Below are 18,499 nucleotides of genomic sequence, written 5' to 3' on the forward strand. Positions count from 1 at the left end.
ATGCGTATCGTAAAGAACCTCGCCAAACTGGTTGTTTTTGCGGAGGACAGCCTGATTGCCGCCATGAACAAGATGAGCAGCAATCGCGCCCGACTGATCTTCGCCGTTTCCGAAAGCGGCATCCTGGAAGGCGTGCTGACCGATGGCGATCTCAGGCGCTGGCTGCTGCAGGCCACAGAGATCGACCTCAACGTTCCCGTTTCCGCCGTCATCAACCGCGACTGCATTCGTGCCGCCGAAGGAGACGCGCCCGAGCGGATTCGCAGCCTGCTGAGCAGCAAGGTGCTGGCCGTTCCCCTGCTGGACGACAACCTGCGGCTCAAGGCAGTGGCTCTCAGCGACAAGCCGCATATCGACATCGAGGGACATGTCATCGATGAACAATCGTCGAGCTTCATCATTGCCGAGATCGGCAACAACCATCAGGGTGACCTTGCCTTGGCGAAAAGGCTGATCGACGCGGCAGCCGCCAGCGGCGCCGATTGTGCCAAGTTCCAGATGCGCGACATGCAGTCACTCTATCGACCTGCAAGCGTCCAGCAAGACGCCAGCATGGATCTGGGTACGCAATACACGCTGGATATCCTGTCACGCTTCCAGTTGAGCGATAGCGACCTGTTCGAAGCGTTCGACCATTGCCGCAGCAAGGGGCTGGTTCCGTTATGCACACCCTGGGATCAAGCCAGCCTGCAGAAACTCGAACGCTACGGCATGTCTGCCTATAAGGTCGCTTCTGCGGATTTCACGCATCACGACCTGCTGGATGCCATTGCCGCCACAGGCAAACCCATGATCTGCTCGACCGGCATGTCCACCGAAGCGGAAATCCGCGATGGCATACGCCATCTGCAGCAGATTGGTGCCGACTTCATCCTGCTTCATTGCAATTCCACCTACCCCGCCCCTTTCCGCGATGTCAACCTGCATTACATCCGGCATCTGCAGGACATCAGCGGGGGACTGGTCGGCTACTCGGGGCATGAACGCGACATCCACATTCCCATCGCAGCCGTCGCGCTGGGTGCGAAACTTATCGAGAAGCACTTCACGCTGGACAAGACACTCGAAGGCAATGACCACAAGGTCAGTCTGCTGCCCGATGAATTCACCAGCATGGTGAAAGGCATTCGCCAGGTCGAGGAGGCACTTGGCACCGATGAAGAGCGATCCATCTCGCAAGGCGAGATGATGAATCGGGAGAATCTTGCCAAGAGCCTGGTGGCATTGCGGGAGATTCCCGCCGGCATCGCCATCACGATGGACATGATCGGCGTTTGCAGTCCGGGACAGGGATTGCAGCCCAACCGCAAGCACGAATTGATAGGCAAGGTCCTCACTGTCGCCAAAAGGAGCGGCGAGTTCTTCTTCCCTGCCGATCTCGACCAGGGCAGGACGGAAGCACGCGATTACCATTTTCCGCTTGCATGGGGAGTGCCGGTGCGCTATCACGACCTGCAGGAAATGCGCGTGCAATCCAACATGGACCTGCTGGAGATCCATCTCAGCTACAAGGACATGGAACTGGACTTCCGCCCGTTTCTTCCCGAACCGCTGGATCTCGGCCTGGTCGTTCATGCGCCCGAATTGTTCGCAGGCGATCATACGCTGGATCTGTGCTCGGACGATGACACCTATCGCCAGCGCTCCATCGCCGAACTGCAACGGGTGATCGACCTGACACGTTCGTTGACGCCGCTCTTTCGCCGCACTGCCCGCCCATGCATCGTCGTCAATATCGGCGGCTTTTCCCGCACCACGCATCTGCCGGCCGAGGTATTGCCAGCCCTTTATGCGCGGCTGGAACAAAGCCTGGCGCAGCTTGACATGGACGGCGTGGAAATCATCCCGCAAACGATGCCACCCTTTCCCTGGCACTTCGGCGGACAGCAATTCCACAATCTGTTCGTGGATGCCGATAGCATCGCCGACTTCTGCCGCCGCAACGCCATGCGTATCTGCCTCGACGTTTCCCACTCCAAACTCGCCTGCAACCACTACAGGCAATCGTTCGAGGAGTTCGTACGAAAGGTCGCCCCTCATACCGCACACCTGCATCTTGCCGACGCGCGTGGCGTGGATGGAGAGGGTCTGCAGATTGGTGATGGCGATATCGACTGGCCGTCATTACTCGCCCAGTTAGCACACCTGGAGAGTCGCCCGAGTTTCATCCCCGAAATCTGGCAGGGACACAAAAACGGCGGCGAAGGCGCGTGGAAGGCACTGGACCGGCTGGAGCCGCTGATGCCTGCCGCCATTTACCCGTTATCACGCAACAAAGGTCGTCAGAGATGACAAATGAATTTCCCCTGGTCAGCATCGTCATGCCCGCATACAAGTTCCAGTATCTGGAACTTGCACTGGACAGCGCGCTGTCCCAGAGTTACCCCGCGCTGGAACTGGTCATTTGCGACGACAGCAAGGACGACCGCGTCACCGAACTGATCGAACGGAAGAAGGCCGCCGCAGGTTCCCCCATCCGGTATTTCCGCAACGACACGCGCCTTGGCGAGCTCAGCAACACAGCCCGAGGCATCCGGCTCGCCGAAGGAAAATACGTCAAGCTCCTGCACGACGACGATGAACTAGCGCCCGACTGCGTCGCCTCCCTGGTAGCCGCACTGGAAAACGAAGCCGACATCGCGCTGGCCTCTTCGCGTCGCCAGCGTATCGGCGATGATGGCGAGCCATTGCCGGATATTCTCCACACCTGTTTCCCATTTACCGGGGATGTGATTATTAATGGCAAGGAGCTGGTCTCGTTTCTTGGCGACCACACGATCAATTTCATTGGTGAACCCAGTTGTATATTGGCACGGCGAGATGATTTGCTGGAGATTGCCGACGAGTTGATGTCGCTCAATGGCAAGGTCATTCATTGGGTTGGCGACCTGGCGCTGTATGCCAAGCTGTTGCAGCGGGGCAACCTGGCGTTTCTTGCCAAGCCCTTGACCAAATTCCGCGTCTCCAGCGCGCAGTTCAGCCAGGTAGGCCGCGACCAGGTCGGCATCGGCGACAAGGGCCATGCCGACTTCCGCAAGGCGATTCGCGACCTGGGCTGGTATCGCACGTCGGGCGACAACAAGCTGGTCGGCGTCGCGCCCATCACGCAATTGAAGGCGCGGGTATTCAAGCCGGTCAACCTGCTGGCGGCGCTGCACCGCGCAGCAGGGCTAGGCAGTGTGTCGTTGGCAAACTGGATGGGCATACGCCGCCCGACAACGGTACAGCAGGCGCTCATCGACCAGCGCCTGGCGGCGCAACAGGGCGGACCGCGCATTGCCGTCATGCTGCTCGATCGCGCAGGCTCGGCCGAGGCTATCGAACATACGCTGGCCAGCCTGCAAGAAGGCAATCTCTACCGCAACCTGGAAATATGGGTATTCTCTTCCTTGGCCTTGCCCCATCTTGCAGACAAGGCCAAGGTCGTGGCGCTCGATCCAGGCGGGAACAGCGCCATCGCCATCAACGGCGCCATTGCCGAAACGCAGGCGGAGTGGGTCCTGCTGGCCGAGGCCGGGTCCGACTTCATGCCCAGCGGACTGCTGATCGCCGCGCTGGACTTGCCGACGCTGCCGGCATCCTGCCATGCCGCCTATGCCGACGACATCATCCGCCTGGAAGACAACGAGCTGGGCCTCAACCTGCGCCCGGACCTCAACCTGGACTTGCTGCTCAGCTTCCCCGCCAGCATGTCGCCGCATTGGCTGTTCCGCAGGACGACCCTGATTGAGCAAGGCGGCTTCTCCGCCACATCGGGCCGTGCCTTTGAGCTGGAATATCAATTGCGCCTGATCGAGCAATTGGGCTTGGGCAGCATCGCCCACGTCAGCGAGCCGCTGCTGATCGGCAAGCAGCTGGACCTGCAGGCATATCCGGAAGAGCAGGCCGTCATCGCGCAGCACCTGGCCGCACGCGGCTACGAGCAACCTGTCGTCCACAGCCACTTGCCGAGGTGCTATGCAATCGATTACGGCCATGCGCAGCAGCCCGGCGTCAGTATCCTGGTCGTCGTCAAGGACCGGCTGCCGCAAGTGCAGCGCTGCCTGGAAACCTTGCTCGAGCACACCAGCTACCCCAATTACGAGGTACTGTTGCTGGACCATGGCAACCAGGCCGCGGACATTCGCAATTGGCTGGCGGGCATTGAGTCCATGGCCTTGCCGCAATTGCGCGTCCTGCGCTTCGATGCTGGGATCGCGCGCGAGGCCCTGTGCAACCAGGCAGCCCAGCATGCCCATGGCGACTTCCTGCTCTGGCTGGGAGACGGCGCCGGCATCCTCAACCAGGACTGGCTGCAGCAGCTCCTCAACCACGGCTTGCGCCCCGAAGTAGGGGCTGTCGGCGGCAAGCTGCTTTCCGCCGACGGCAAGATACGCCATGCCGGCTTGTTGCTCGGCCTCAACGGCCCGGCGGGGCGCGTGTTTGAAGGCCTGTCCCACGACGAGGGCGGCTACATGCAACGCTTGCAGGTCGACCAGCAGTACTCTGCATTGAGCAGGGAATGCCTATTGCTGCGCCGCGAATTATTCCTGCAGGCAGGAGGTTTCGATGAGGACCCCTTGCTCTCGCGCTGGTGCGATGCCGACTTGTGCCTGAAACTGCAGCAGGCGGGCTTCCTCAACGTCTGGACACCGCGGGTGACGCTGCTGATGGACATGCCGGCCGCCGCTGCCGCCAGCGCACGGGAAGAGGATGCCATGTACGCCCGCTGGCTGCCCGTGCTTGCGCGCGACCCTGCCTACAATCCCGGCTTCTCGGTCAAAGCCGAGCCAGGCTTCAAGCTTGCCGAGCCGTCATTGTCGTGGCGACCGTTGCAAGCCTGGAAACCGCTCCCGGCCATCCTCGCCCATCATGCCGATCCCTACGGGTGCGGCCATTACCGCGTCATCCAGCCCCTCATCGCCATGCGTGCAGCGGCGCTCATCGATGGCACGATATCCGGAGACCTGCTATCGCCGGTCGAGCTTGAGCGCTACCAGCCCGATGCCGTCGTACTGCAGCGCCAGACCACGGAAGACCGGGTCGAGGCGATCCGCAGGATCAAGGCCTTTTCCCAGGCTTTCAAGGTGTATGAATTGGACGACTACCTGCCCAACCTGCCGATGAAAAGCATGTACCGCAAGCACGTCACCAAGGATGCCGTCAAAGCCTTGCGGCAGGGGCTGGGGTTCGTCGACCGCTTTGTCGTCTCTACCCCCGCCCTGGCCGAAGCGTTTGCCGGTCTGCATGCCGATATCCGCGTCGTCAAGAACCGCTTGCCCGTCAGTTGGTGGAAAGACCTGCAAAGCCAGCGCCGCACCGCGGCAAAGCCTCGCGTGGGCTGGGCCGGAGGCAACAGCCATACCGGGGATCTGGAACTGATCGCCGATGTGGTCAAGGAACTGGCGGACGAGGTGGAGTGGGTGTTCTTCGGCATGTGCCCGGAAATGCTGCGCCCCTACGTGCACGAATTTCATGGCGGGGTCGCCATCGACAAATACCCGTCAGCCCTGGCCGGCCTGAATCTCGACCTTGCCTTGGCACCGGTCGAGCAGAACCTGTTCAATGAGTGCAAAAGCAACCTGCGCCTGCTGGAATACGGCGCATGCGGCTTTCCTGTCATTTGCAGCGACATCCGTTGCTACCAGGAGGATGACCTGCCCGTCACCCGGGTGAAGAACCGCTTCCGCGACTGGGTGGATGCCATCCGCACGCATATTGCAGACCTGGATGCGGCAGCCGAGGCGGGGGATGCGTTGCGCCAGGAAGTGCTCAGCAACTGGATGCTGGAAGGAGAGCACCTATACCACTGGCGCCGCGCCTGGTTGCCGGACGGCGATTAACGTCGGCGCATCGTTGCATGTCAGTGCATGCTGACATGCAATTCATCCTCATCCCGACTCTCTCCGAGCCGCACGTGCTCTACCATGGTTACCAGATGAATCGCCATGCGATTTTCTACTGAACAATTCAACAAGGAGTACACCATGAACTGGGATCAAGTAGAAGGTAACTGGAAGCAACTCAAGGGCAAGGTGCGCCAGCAGTGGGGCAAGCTCACCGACGACCAATTCGAGCAAATCAAGGGCAACCGCGAAATGTTATCCGGCAAGTTGCAGGAACTCTATGGCATCTCCAAGGAAGAAGCCGAGAAGCAAATCGAGTCCTTCAACAAGAGCTGTACCAAACACTAGTCAAATAGTGTGATTTGATTCTCCTCTAGTAATACTCCCTCTGCCGGCCTTTTGGCCGGTTTTTTCTTGTTGATGGTCTGGGTTTTGCTTAAGTATCATCATAAGAATTTACCGAGTCTCGCCCATGGCCTTGCCCAGCTTCAGCTATCTACAATGCAGTTTTGCCGGAATGGATTTCATCCTGCGCATCGAGTCCAGGTTGTTGTCGCCCGCGATCCTTTCCGGCAACCGCATTCTCAAGACCATGCCGGCTCCCGCATTCTGCCAGGCCGTTCCGGCAGAATATTTCGAAGCGATCGAAGGCAATAAACTCTACAAACTGGCTTATTGCCTGGAAAACCTTGCGTCGCTGCCGCCTGCCAAACGCATCTGGAGTTATGGCTCAGCCCAGTCCAATGCCATGCTGGCCTTGAGTGCACTCGCACAACTCATGGGCACGGAATTTCATTACGTGTTGCCATATATCGCCGACGAGCTGAAAACGCAGCCCAAGGGCAACCTGGCCTTGGCATTGGATCGCGGCATGCAATTGCATATCGACAGCAAACTGTACCGCCGCATGACGCAGCAGGCGTTCGTGCCAGGCGATGATGAATGGATATTCGCCGAGGGAGCCAACCATGCGCATGCGGCGCACGGCTTCGCATACCTGGGCGATGAAATCGCTGAGGTGGGCAACACATTGGGGTTCCGCCAGGTATTCCTGCCGTCAGGGACCGGGACCAGTGCGTGCCATTTGGCCGCCTTGATGCCAGAAATGGCGGTCATGACGACGCCGGTTTATGGCGATACGCCCTATCTGCAGCAGGTATTCTCACCCCTGCCGCAGCAAAACCTTCCTGCCATCCTGACACATGAGCCGCACTACCGCTTTGGCTCGCTATACCGCGAGCTGTGGGAGTTGCAGGCCGAACTGGCGGCAGAAACCGGCATCAGTTTCGACCTGCTGTACGACCTGCCTGCCTGGGCCTGCATCCTGCAACACCGCGAGCATTTCAAGCAGCCCTGGCTTTACCTGCACCAGGGCGGCATGAAGGGCAGCGCCACCATGCGTGAACGCTATGTCCGGATGTTCGGGGCGGAATGGCCCGTCAAGGCGGGCGCCTGATCAGAAATCCAGCGTCAAACCAACATTGACCGAGCGGCCCATGCCAGCCAGCGCGCTCATCGGGCCTGCCGCATTCTCCGCTTTCCAATTTGCATAGTTCACGCCACCGGTGGGCAACAGATAATAGCGGTCAAACAGGTTAGTCACGCTGAAATCGAGACGGGCCTTCTGCCATTGGTAGCTGCTGCGCAGGTCCACCAGGGTATAGCCGCCTGTTTCAGGCTCAAAACGCGCATCGTCGACGCGTGTCTTGCTGTCGATGAACTGCACATCGATGCCATTCGACCAGGGCCCCTTCTTCTGCTCCAGGCTGATGCGCGCATTGAGCGGCATGATCTGGTAGAGCGAATCCCCGTTGGTGCGCTCCCCGCGCGTCCAGGCCAAGCTGCCACGCAGCCGGCCCTCGCCCCAGGCACTGTCCTGCCATAGCTGCTTGGCACCATCGGCATTGATGCCATAGAAGCGTGCATCCTGATTGTCAAAACGCAGCAAAGCATTGGTGGTGCCGACGCGACTCAGAGGATTGAACGTCCCGATACGCTCGACACCGATGTAATCCTGCACGTAGGTGAAATAAGGCGTCACCCGCACCTGCCAGGACTTCTTCCTGGCATCATGCCAATCCAGGGTGGCGCTTACCGTGTTCGCTTTCTCCGGGCGCAAATCAGGGTTGCCAACATAGCCATTGGCATCGCCAAACCAACCAATCATGGTGCGCGCCATGGTGCCAGCTCCCCAGGAGTAGCGCTCATATAGATTTGGCGAACGTGTCTTGCGTGCATATCCGAACTCCACGCTGGAACTCTCGGAAATCTCGTATTTCCCTGTCGCAGTCAGGTCGAAGTGATTGTCGCTGGCAGAACGGCTGCCCGCGTTGAACGCGCTCGCAGCGGCAATATCCGCCATACCCATCATGCCGCCATAAGCCTGTACCTCGCCGGTGCTGGTGCGCACATGGTCAATACGGGCACCCAGCAGGGAGCTCCAACGGCTGTCCCATTGGGATTCCACCTCCGCAAATATGCCGGCGCGGGTACGCCGGCCGTCATTGATATTCACATAAGTGTTAGGCCCCATCATCATGGTATCGCCGGGTATCGCAGGCCAGAAATCATCCAGCGTATTGCGATGCAGTTCATTCCCAAGTCGCAGGATATGGACATCGTCGAGCGGAATTGTCGCCTTCAGGCTATAGCCCATATCCTTGCCATGCGTCTTCATCGGCATGGCGCCGGTCTTCTCGGATGTGAAGAAACCCATTTCATGGCGCACCTCCTGCCAATAGACGCGGGTATCCAGATCGCCCCAGGCAAAACGGCGGCTGTAGCTCGCATTGATGGAGTCCGCCTTGTTGTCGACCAGGTCCATGTATTGATTGGGGAAGCCTTGGTGGGGCACTTCCTGGTGGCTGAGGCGCAGCACGAAATCCTCATTCTCGCCTTTGGCGCCGATCGTCAAGGTCTGAATATGACGCTCGAACTGGGTCGCACGCACCTTGTCGCCATTGCCGTCGCGGTAGCTCTGGCCGCGATCCATGGTGCTGGTGAAGTTCAGGCTGAGGTTGTCACTGGCTGCGGTCGCATTGAGCGCAGTGCTCAAGCCGTTGTTGCTGCTGCGGTAAACCGTGGAGAAGCTGCCCTGGTATAGCCATGCATCAGCATTGGCGGCGTAGATGGGCTTGGCGGAATCCACGGCGATCGTGCCGGCAATACTGTCGCCTCCCATGCTCACGGGCGTAATGCCGGCCAGCACGCTGACATTGGCCACCGCGGCTGGCGAAATATAGGTCAGCGGCCCATTCATGTTGTTGGCGCAGGCGGCCGTCAATTCCGCACCGTCGACCAGGATACGGATGCGGTTGTCGTTCATCCCGCGGATATTAGGCAGGGCGGAGATTCCCCCTGCCTGATAGGAATACACGCCCGTGTAATCCTGCAGCAGGCTGGCTGCGTCAGGGCTGTTGACCATACGCTTGTGCAGATCGCTATTGCCGTCATGCGCGTGCGCCGTCACCTCGATTTCCGGCAGGTGCTCCAGATGCTCATGCTCCGCATGCGCAACACTGCTGAATACGGATGCCAGCACCAGTGCCGTCCATTTCAGCGGCATTGCCTGATGCGCTCCCGCGCGCGCTCTTACCTTGACCTTCATTTCCGCTCCCGACTCCAAAACTGTTATTGATACATTGCAAAACGCTGGATTGTAGTTGGAATGGGGTATCTCAACGATGCGTCATAATGTCGCACCATGAACATGTGCTGCATGGGATAAACAGGTATAATTGCTCGCCTGTGCGGGCGTAGTTCAATGGTAGAACGCCAGCTTCCCAAGCTTGATACGCGGGTTCGATTCCCGTCGCCCGCTCCAATACCTCGCAATTTCCCGGTAGACCGGAGTCTTTCGGCAAGAGGTGAAGTATGAATCCCTTGGTCGTTATTCACTTAGCCAGGCCATTGCAGCATCGAGAAATTTCACGGCAATAACATTTTCTGCGGCAAAGGCAACGTTACGATGCCCAACTGATTTCAAGGCCCTGGTTTTTTTAACCTTGGTCGCTGTCAACCGAGCGGATATTGCCCTATACGCCTGTATTTATCCATGAAAACCGCAATACACCGCCGCCAGGCATTATTCGCATTTTTCCTGCTGACCGGGCTGGCCGTTGCCTCCTGGGTCACGCGGACTCCAGCCATCAGGGATCAGCTCGGGGTCTCGATTGCAGAAATGGGCTTGATCCTATTCAGCATATCCGTAGGTGCCATGACCGGTATCTTGAGCTCGGGTAAACTGGTACAGCACTGGGGCACAAAGCCCGTGATCCGCGTAGGCATGCTGACCCTGCTGGTCGGCCTGGGCGTCATGGCGGCGGGGTTGGCATTGACGCTGGCGCTATTGGTCGCACTGGGCCTCATGGTGTTCGGGTTGGGCATCGGGCTGGGCGAGATCGCCCTCAATGTCGAAGGCGCCGAAGTCGAGCGCATCACTCATAAGCCTGCGCTTGCCATGCTGCATGCCGGTTTCAGCCTGGGCACCTTCCTGGGAGGCATCGTGGGTATTGGCCTGGCCAGCATTGCGTTCCCGGTGACATGGCATGTTGCCCTCACTGCGCTGGCGGGAGTCCCGGTTGTCTTGTGGGGATTGCGGGCTATTCCATCCGGGGTAGGAATCGAGTCGCCTAAATCCGGCCAATCCATACTGAGGCAAGAGACGGCCCAGCCGTTCAAACCATGGCGCGACCTACAACTGATGTGCATCAGCCTGATCGTGCTGGGCATGGCGCTGGCAGAAGGCTCGGCGACGGATTGGATTCCCATCCTCATGGTGGATGAGCATCATTTCAGCGCCGCCATCGGTTCCATGATCTATACCGGCTTTGCCGGCATGATGGCGCTGGGCCGCTTCAGCGGCCACTACTTTCTCGAACGCTACAGCAGGGTGTCGGTAGTTCGAGCAAGCGCGCTGCTTGGCGTCATCGGGATCGGCATGGTCATTTTTGCCAATCATCCTTATGTTGCCGCGGCGGCAGTCCTGTTCTGGGGCCTGGGTACTTCGCTTGGTTTCCCGCTGACCATTTCCGCGGCCGGCGACACCGGGGACGGCGGCCATTCCACCGCGCGCGTCAGCATCGTCGCGACGGCTGGTTATGTCGCTTTCCTGGCAGGCCCGCCGTTGCTGGGATTTATTGGGGAACATTATTCCTTGCGCCATGCCTTATTGGTGGTACTGTTCTTTGTGGGGCTGGCGTTCTTCCTCGCGCGTGCAGTATCCCCGCGCAGTTGACGGCCGCATATCGGCGAGGGTGTTAATTGGACTCAGGTTTTACCAAGTTTTACAGAAATGCTGGCGATTGCCGATATTCTGCTATTTAGGGCTGACAGAATTCAGTGAAGCGATTCTGGCCATACGCCGTGCCGCAGGCGGTACAAGGGGCGGGGTAGGGTAGAGCGCAATGTCAGGCGAGTTTTGCTCAATGATTTTAGTACGGTAATAAGCCTAATTTCCTGCAATAGCTTGCTGGGATTTGATCTTGGTGAATATGAATCAATGTCATCAATGCTTCAATCTTTTGCATCTGGCTGTATGATAATAATGCAACTGATCCTCTGCATTAACGATTGTCCGTCATTCGAAGCGATTGTGGAGGCTGTGCCTAGTACCCCCCTGGACTAAGAACATAGGTAATTATGAAGACCCTCAACCTCGTTGATACCGCCAAGGTGCTGATCCTTGATGACCAGGCCGTCAGCCGCTCTATCCTGTCCAAAATTGTCAGGAACCTCGGGCGCGGTATCAAAACATTCGAGTTTTCCTCGCCTACCGAGGCATTGCTCTGGGCGCAAGACAACACCGCAGACCTGCTGCTGGTCGATTATGAAATGCCGGGCATGAACGGCCTGTGCTTCATCAATGAAATCACGCGCCTGCCCCAATATCAAACCGTGCCCACCATCATGATCACGATCAAGCAGGATGTGGAGATCCGTTACGCCGCGCTGGATGCGGGCGTCACCGATTTCCTCACCAAGCCGGTGGACATGCATGAATGCATGGCGCGCTGCAAGAACCTGATCACCTTGCGCCAGCAGCGGCTCACCCTGGAAGACAAAAGCCGGCTGCTGGAAAGCATGGTGCGCGAGGCCACCGAGAACATCCTCATGCGGGAAAAGGAAACCCTGATGCACCTTGCCCGCGCCGGGGAATACCGCGATTACGACACCGCACAGCACCTGCTGCGCATGTCGCTTTACAGCCGCGTGCTGGCAGAGGCGCTGGGCTTCCCTGAAGACGAGGCAGAGCTGATCGAGTTGGCCGCCCCGCTGCATGACATCGGCAAGATCGGCATCCCCGACAGCGTGCTGCTCAAGCAAGGGCCGTTCACGCCGGAAGAGAAAAAGGTCATGCAGCGGCACCCGCTGATCGGCTATGAAATCCTGCAGGGCAGCCCGTCCAAGTACCTGCAGAAAGGCAGCGAGATCGCGCTCGCGCACCACGAGAAGTTTGACGGCTCGGGCTACCCCTATGGCATGTCCGGCCAGGAAATTCCTCTATCGGCCCGTATTGTGGCGGTAGCGGACGTATTCGACGCACTCACCAGCCGCCGCCCCTACAAAGAACCATGGAGCGTGGATAAGGCGATCGAATACCTGATTGCGGAAAACGGCAAGCATTTCGACCCCGAATTGATCAAGCTCATACCCGATGTGCATATGCTGTTCGAGGAAATTCACAAGCGTCATGCTTCCTAAGAGCCTGTTTAAAAGTTGCAAATTCCCCTTCAGGGGACTTGAATATAACTTTATCTAAGCGCAACCTAATACACGCACCGGAATAATAGAAGCTGCAATCTCGATTGCAGCGCTTTCCAACTTTTAATACTCGACCAGCCTATGTCATTGATGCAACCCTTCAAGCGGGCCAGGCAGTACTGGCTGACTCTGAGCAGGCATTGCGACCCGCTGGAGCTTGAGCAGGCCATCATCCGCATCTGGCTGTGCATGGCGTTCCTGTCTTTCCTGATCTACCGCGAAGTCACCGGCCTCAATACCATCAGCCATGCCTTCCCGCTCGCCATCCCGATGACGGTGGTGTTCCAGGTGCTGTCCTTCGTATTGATCGGGCTGATCCTGTTCACGACAAGCCACGCCGCCTTGCGCAGGCTGTCCGGCGCATGGCTCGATATCGGCCTGCCTACCATGTTCATGGCGATGACCGGCGAACTGGGGGTCATCCTGGTCGGGGTATACCTATGGGTGACTTTCGGCAACGGCTTCCGCTTCGGCAAGAAATACCTGCTGCACTCCCAGGCGCTGAGCTTGATCGGCTTTCTCTACACCATCAACGTCAACCCGTTCTGGCTGGAACACAGGGCCATCAGCTACAGCCTGTTGCTCATGCTGGTGGCGTTGCCGCTCTACGTCGCCACCCTGATCACGCGCATCGAGGAGGCCAGGCAGAAGGCCGAGGTCGCAAACCACGCAAAAACCCGCTTCGTCGCCAACATGAGCCATGAAATCCGTACCCCGCTCAACGGCATCATCGGCATCAGCACCTTGTTGCGCAACACGCAGCTCAACCATGAGCAAGACGAACTGCTGCGCACGCTCGAGAGCTCGTCCAAGCTGTTGCTCTCCCAGCTCAACAACGTGCTGGACTTTTCCAAGATCGAGCAGGAAAAGCTGCAAGTGGAAAAAACCGAGCTTTCCCTGCGCGAGCTGGCCGAGCAAACCATCGAGGTGTTCAAGGGCCAGGCGCTCAACAAGCGCATCACCCTGGAAAAAAGCATCGACCTCGAGGAGGTACGCGTCAAAAGCGATCCCTACATCCTGCAGCAGATCCTGGCCAACCTGGTAGGCAACGCCGTCAAGTTCACCGAGCGCGGCTCGGTCACGCTTGCCGTGCACACACTGGAGTCGACCGCCAACCAGGGCATATACCGCATCGAGGTCATCGATACCGGCATCGGCATTTCCGACGAGCAGCGCGAACGCATTTTTGAAAGCTTCACCCAGGCGGACATCTCCACCACACGCAAATTTGGCGGCAGCGGCCTAGGCCTCACCATCGCCAAGCGCCTGGTCGAAGCATTGGGCAGCGAGCTGCACCTGAACAGCGGCCTCAATGTCGGCAGCCGCTTCTGGTTCGACCTTACGCTGGAAATCGTCGCACTTGCGCCAGCCGCTTCGCTTGCCGCGGTCGACAGCAATCCCCAATCTGCCACCAACACCAAGCCGCTCAAGATCCTGGTTTGCGAGGACAATGTCACCAACCAGACCATCATCGTCAAGCTGCTGCAATTGCCCGGCCACAACGTCGCCGTGGTCGACAATGCCGATGAGCTGCTGGACAGGCTGGAAATCGAGCAATTCGACCTCGTGGTGTCCGACCTCAACATGGCCGGGATGAACGGGATAGATGCGCTGAAGCTGTATCGCTTCCTGCGACCGGACGACAGGGAAACCAAATTCATCCTGTTCACTGCCGACGCGACGGTGGAAACCAAATCTGCAGCCGAGGTGGCGGGCTTCGACGCCTACCTGACCAAGCCGATCGAAACCAAGCTGTTGTTCGACACGATAGCCAGCCTCAAGGGCGGCCTGCCGGTTTCGGGCCAGGTGGCCCAGTTTTATGCGAAAAAGAATGCGGCCCCGCCGCAGGAAGCGGCAAAGGCAAACGACGTATTGTCGCCTGCGACGCTGTCGGAACTGGAACTGCTGGGCGGGCAGGACAGCATGTTCGTACCCCGCCTCCTAAGCAAGTACGTCACCGACTGTGGAGCGTTGGTCAAAGTCATCAAGCAGAATCTCGGCGCCAAGCGCTATGGCGAACTGCACGAATTTTGCCATGCGCTCAAGGGCAATAGCCTGAGCGTCGGTGCGGTCACCGTGAGCAAACAAGCGGATATGATGGACAAAGCCAGTCCTGAGGAGCTGCGTTTCCGCGGCACCATCATGCTGGATCAACTCGAGAAAGAGTTCGAGGCAGCCACGCAAGCCATCAACGACTACTTGAGTAGTCGGCAGGCTGCCTCGAGCTAGCTGTCATCCTGCTGCCCTGACGGCTTCTCCCTGATCTCCTACCTTGGTGTTCTGGGCGCGCACCAGGCGCTCCATCACCTTGAGGTTGCGCTCGGTCAGCCGCAATGCCGCATCCACCCAGATTTCCGTGATGTCGAGCAGCTCCTGCTTAGTCAACGGGTTCACGCGCTGCTTGGCCTTCTGGATCGCCTGGAACGAGTTCAGCGACTTATGCGTCTTGCGCACCCAGTCATGCAACGCCTTCTCGCCCTGGCCGGTTTCTGCCAGCACGTCCACCACGCCCATGTCATAAAGTTCTTCAGCAGTGTACACCTTGCCCGAGCGGATCATCTTCTCGGCGGCGCTCAATCCGATCCGGCGCGACAGGAAGCTCATCGCCCCCATGCCGGGGAACAGGTTGAACAACACCTCGGGCAAGCCCATGAGCGCGCCTTTCTCGGCGATCAGCACATGCGCGGACAAGGCAGCCTCGAATCCGCCTCCCATGGCCTGGCCCTTGACCAGGGAAATCGTGGTGATCGGGGCCTGCATATTGTAGAAGGTCCACAGGTTGTCTATGCACAAATGGGCATATTCCAGCAGCTTGCTCCTTTCCTTCTTCTCGATGGCTTCCTTGAATGTTGCCAGGTCGCCGCCCAGGTTGAACACGCCTTCCACATCGGACGCCAGCACCAGGTAGTTTGTAGCCTGCTGCGGACGGTGAAGCGGATTGGCATGCGATGCTTCGATCTGCGTCTGGTTCATCAGCAGCTCGCTCATGCAAATCCGGTTGAAGCACGGCCGCGGGTTGGGTTGCATAAATAGCCATGTAATACCGAACTCGGGCTCATAGTGGGCACGTACTTGCTCAAATTGAACAGTGTTTAAAGGATTGAAATCAACAACGGCATTCATAAAGAACTCCCCATGAAGGTTAAAAAAATCACACTACACGCACAGACGTAGCACAATTGTATTGCAAGGTAAATGCCTGATTGATTATTAGAAATTCAACATTCTTTAAACTTTGCCGTTAATATCCACTCTTGATGCCAAATACCACCGATGGAAATAAAAAAATGATCAAGCGCTTATGCTTTTTGTCGATTTTGGGAATCAGCAGTGGAGCGAACATGACGGCGCATGCGGCAGGTTTTGCCCTGATTGAGCAAAGCGCTTCCGGGTTCGGCAATGCCTATGCGGGCATGGCTGCCCGAGCAGACGACGCCAGCGTCCAATTCTTCAACCCGGCCAGCCTTTCATGGCTGCCTGCAGGCAGGCAGATCGTGTTGGGCGGCAGCGCCATTCTTCCCAGCGCGAAGCTGAGTGATGCAAATGCCAGCAATCTAAACACTGGCACGGCGATTTCCGGCAACAATGGCGGTGATGCCGCGTCCTTGGAACTGGTACCTAATTTCTATTTCGCCAGCGACCTGAGCACTGACCTGAAGTTTGGTTTGGGGATTACGGTGCCTTATGGGCTGACCTCGGAATACGATAACGGCTGGAAAGGCCGCTACCAAGCCTTGAAATCTGAAGTAATAACTATCAATGTCAACCCGGCGCTTTCATTCAAACCGTCGGAGAAATGGTCGATTGGCGGCGGCATCAGCCTGCAATATGTCAAGGCTGAACTTACAAACGCCATAGATGCACGCACCATCACCAGTGGCTTCGTAACTGCGGACAGCTATAGCAAAATGTCTGGGGACGACTTGAGTTGGGGATTCAACCTGGGTGCAATTTATAAGCCATGGGAAGGAACCACGCTCGGTGCCAGCTACCGCTCGCATATTAAACACACCTTGGAAGGGAAGGCAGACTTTAGACTTTCCTCCCCTCTGTTGGCAAATAGGTTGCGCAATTCTGACATCACTGCCAACCTCTCCATGCCAGAAACCGTTTCGTTCAGCCTGGCACAACAATTGAACGACAAAGTGGAATTGCTGGCCGATGTCACCTGGACCAACTGGAGCCGCTTCAAAGAATTGCGCATCCAGTTTGACAGCGGGCTGGATGACAATGTCACTACCACCAAGTGGAACGACAGCTACCGGATTTCGCTAGGCGGTAACTACCGCTATAACGACCAGCTTACCCTGCGTGCAGGCATCGCCTATGATCAGACGCCTGTCCCCGACTCCAGCCACCGCACCCCGCGCATCCCGGATGCCGACCGTACGTGGTTCGCGGTTGGCGCAAGCTGGAAGCTGGACTCCTTCAATACCATCGATCTCGGCTACGCCTATCTGCGCATGAAGGACTCCAGCATGGACAACAGTAGTGAGGGGGCTGTGCGCCACAACATCCAAGGAGAATTCTCCTCCAGGGTCGACATACTGAGCGCACAGTGGAGCCGCTCGTTCTGATCAGCAGGCCATGACAGCTGAAGATTTCTGCTAGCTATCAAGCTTCTCCGGCAATGGGCTAGTGGACCAGTCCTGCATCGCCTGCTTGCCGGGGCGGTCGACCGTGACTTCGGCATTGTCGGTAGCAGTCACCCAGCTCACCGGAATGTAGTGGTGCTGGCCGTTTTCATCCTTCTGCAGCTTGATCTGGTTGCTGCCTTCCATATGGTCCACCGTGGCGAACTTGCCGCCCTGGGAACAGATGACCGGCATACCGGGCAAGATTCCATGGGAAAGACTCATGATATTGCTCCTTGCAAAATGAGCTTACAGCTTACGGGTGCGCCACGTCTGGCTGGATAGGCAATGCTCTGAAAACCCTGTCAGAATTACCTAAACAGCGGCTAATAAAACTTAACAAAACATTGGGTAAAGCAAGCAACCCCAATCCGTCTGGTCAAGCCCTGGATCATGACCGGCTCAGCTCCGCACAATCAGCACATCGCAAGCGACGCTATCCAGTATGCGGATGGCGACGCTGCCCAACAATACGCCCAGCAGGCCGCTGCGGCCGCGGGTTGCAGCGACAACCAGGTCCACTTTTTTGTCCTGCACATATTTCTCCAGCAGCAGGTCTGGTTCGCCATATTCCACCACCACTTCGATGCTGACGGCAGCCGCGTCGCCCGCCACGTCGCGGATAAAGTCACGGCAGTTCTGGATGGCGTCGCTGCGTAGCTCGCTCTCATACGCCACCCGGTCATCCATTCGGCTGGCGAAATGGGCGAAGGAGGCGTGGAACACCACCAGGTTTTCCGGCCCGAACAAGTCCACAGCGCGGGCAAGCGCCGCACGGGACAACTCGGAAAGGTCGGTTGCCACGACGATCTTGCCGTAAGGCTTGCGCAGGCGTTTCTTCACTACCAGCACCGGCACCTTGGAATGGCGCGCCAGCTCCGTCACGGTATCCCCAAGCAGCGCCTTCTCGAAGGCCCCGTCGCGCTTGACCCCGGTGAGGATCAGCTCGGCCTGCACCTCCTCGGCCACATTCAATACCACCTCGCTCGGTTTGCCCTTCAGCACGCGGACGGTGATGCCGGGCAAGCCGGTCTCATCCAGCTCATCCTCCAGCTCGGCCTGGATCGCCAAGGCGGCATCTTGCGGCTGGCGCCAGCCGGGCTCGTCTGCGATCGGTTCTATCTGCTCAAAGGCGTGCACCACCGTCAGCGGGGCATGCCATTCCCGCGAAAGCTGCACCGCACGGTCCAGCGCACGGTCGCAACGCGCGCCGAGATCGGTAGCCAATAACAACTGGCTTGGCCGTTTGGCCTTGAATTCTGTCGTCACCAGGGTTTC

The 18,499-nt window shown here is 58.2% G+C and carries 12 protein-coding genes and 1 tRNA gene; 9 read left to right on the forward strand and 4 right to left on the reverse strand.

The genetic code is table 11. The features are described 5' to 3' along the window. From ACJSDX_RS02940 to ACJSDX_RS02955, 4 genes are all read left to right on the forward strand, one after another. Positions 1–2,292 carry an N-acetylneuraminate synthase family protein gene (locus tag ACJSDX_RS02940; protein ID WP_407993415.1) on the forward strand — a complete coding sequence of 764 codons (2,292 nt, stop codon included), beginning with the start codon at positions 1–3 and terminating at the stop codon, positions 2,290–2,292. Beyond that, positions 2,289–5,822, forward strand: coding sequence for a glycosyltransferase (locus ACJSDX_RS02945; RefSeq protein WP_407993416.1), 3,534 nt, complete (start codon positions 2,289–2,291; stop codon positions 5,820–5,822). Before ACJSDX_RS02940 ends, ACJSDX_RS02945 begins: the two co-directional genes overlap by 4 nt. 144 nt (positions 5,823–5,966) lie before the next feature. Then, positions 5,967–6,173 carry a CsbD family protein gene (locus ACJSDX_RS02950; RefSeq protein ID WP_226758103.1) on the forward strand — a complete coding sequence of 69 codons (207 nt, stop codon included), beginning with the start codon at positions 5,967–5,969 and terminating at the stop codon, positions 6,171–6,173. 169 nt (positions 6,174–6,342) lie between these two features. Then, entirely contained in the window at positions 6,343–7,281 is a 939-nt protein-coding gene (locus tag ACJSDX_RS02955; protein WP_407993417.1) for a hypothetical protein, read from the forward strand. Here ACJSDX_RS02955 and ACJSDX_RS02960 read toward each other — a convergent pair whose 3' ends face one another. After that, positions 7,282–9,432, reverse strand: coding sequence for a TonB-dependent receptor (locus tag ACJSDX_RS02960; RefSeq protein WP_407993418.1), 2,151 nt, complete (start codon positions 9,430–9,432; stop codon positions 7,282–7,284). A 142-nt stretch (positions 9,433–9,574) separates the two neighbouring features. Here ACJSDX_RS02960 and ACJSDX_RS02965 point away from each other — a divergent pair. The 4 genes from ACJSDX_RS02965 (at position 9,575) to ACJSDX_RS02980 (ending at position 14,816) form a co-directional block, all read left to right on the forward strand. Then, positions 9,575–9,648 (forward strand) — tRNA-Gly (locus ACJSDX_RS02965). 231 nt (positions 9,649–9,879) lie between these two features. Continuing rightward, positions 9,880–11,061, forward strand: coding sequence for an MFS transporter (locus ACJSDX_RS02970; RefSeq protein WP_407993419.1), 1,182 nt, complete (start codon positions 9,880–9,882; stop codon positions 11,059–11,061). A gap of 404 nt (positions 11,062–11,465) precedes the next feature. Then, complete coding sequence (locus ACJSDX_RS02975) at positions 11,466–12,527, forward strand: HD domain-containing phosphohydrolase (protein WP_407993420.1); 1,062 nt, start codon at positions 11,466–11,468, stop codon at positions 12,525–12,527. A 150-nt stretch (positions 12,528–12,677) separates the two neighbouring features. Further along, a complete protein-coding gene (locus tag ACJSDX_RS02980) occupies positions 12,678–14,816 on the forward strand; it encodes an ATP-binding protein (protein WP_407993421.1) in 2,139 nt (712 codons plus the stop codon). A gap of 3 nt (positions 14,817–14,819) precedes the next feature. Here the strand turns inward: ACJSDX_RS02980 and ACJSDX_RS02985 are convergent, their stop codons facing one another. Then, complete coding sequence (locus ACJSDX_RS02985; protein WP_407993422.1) at positions 14,820–15,710, reverse strand: crotonase/enoyl-CoA hydratase family protein; 891 nt, start codon at positions 15,708–15,710, stop codon at positions 14,820–14,822. A 134-nt stretch (positions 15,711–15,844) separates the two neighbouring features. Here ACJSDX_RS02985 and ACJSDX_RS02990 point away from each other — a divergent pair, with 134 nt between their 5' ends. Then, complete coding sequence (locus ACJSDX_RS02990) at positions 15,845–17,164, forward strand: OmpP1/FadL family transporter (protein ID WP_407993423.1); 1,320 nt, start codon at positions 15,845–15,847, stop codon at positions 17,162–17,164. Between the two features lie 30 nt (positions 17,165–17,194). Here the strand turns inward: ACJSDX_RS02990 and ACJSDX_RS02995 are convergent, their stop codons facing one another. Next, positions 17,195–17,446: a DUF2171 domain-containing protein gene (locus ACJSDX_RS02995; protein ID WP_407993424.1), complete on the reverse strand. Its 252-nt coding sequence runs from the start codon at positions 17,444–17,446 to the stop codon at positions 17,195–17,197. A gap of 177 nt (positions 17,447–17,623) precedes the next feature. Then, positions 17,624–18,490: a universal stress protein gene (locus tag ACJSDX_RS03000; RefSeq protein WP_407993425.1), complete on the reverse strand. Its 867-nt coding sequence runs from the start codon at positions 18,488–18,490 to the stop codon at positions 17,624–17,626. Positions 18,491–18,499: the final 9 nt, after the last annotated feature.

It is taken from the genome of Methylobacillus draconifructus (genome assembly GCF_045984355.1).
Lineage (GTDB): Bacteria > Pseudomonadota > Gammaproteobacteria > Burkholderiales > Methylophilaceae > Methylobacillus > Methylobacillus flagellatus_A.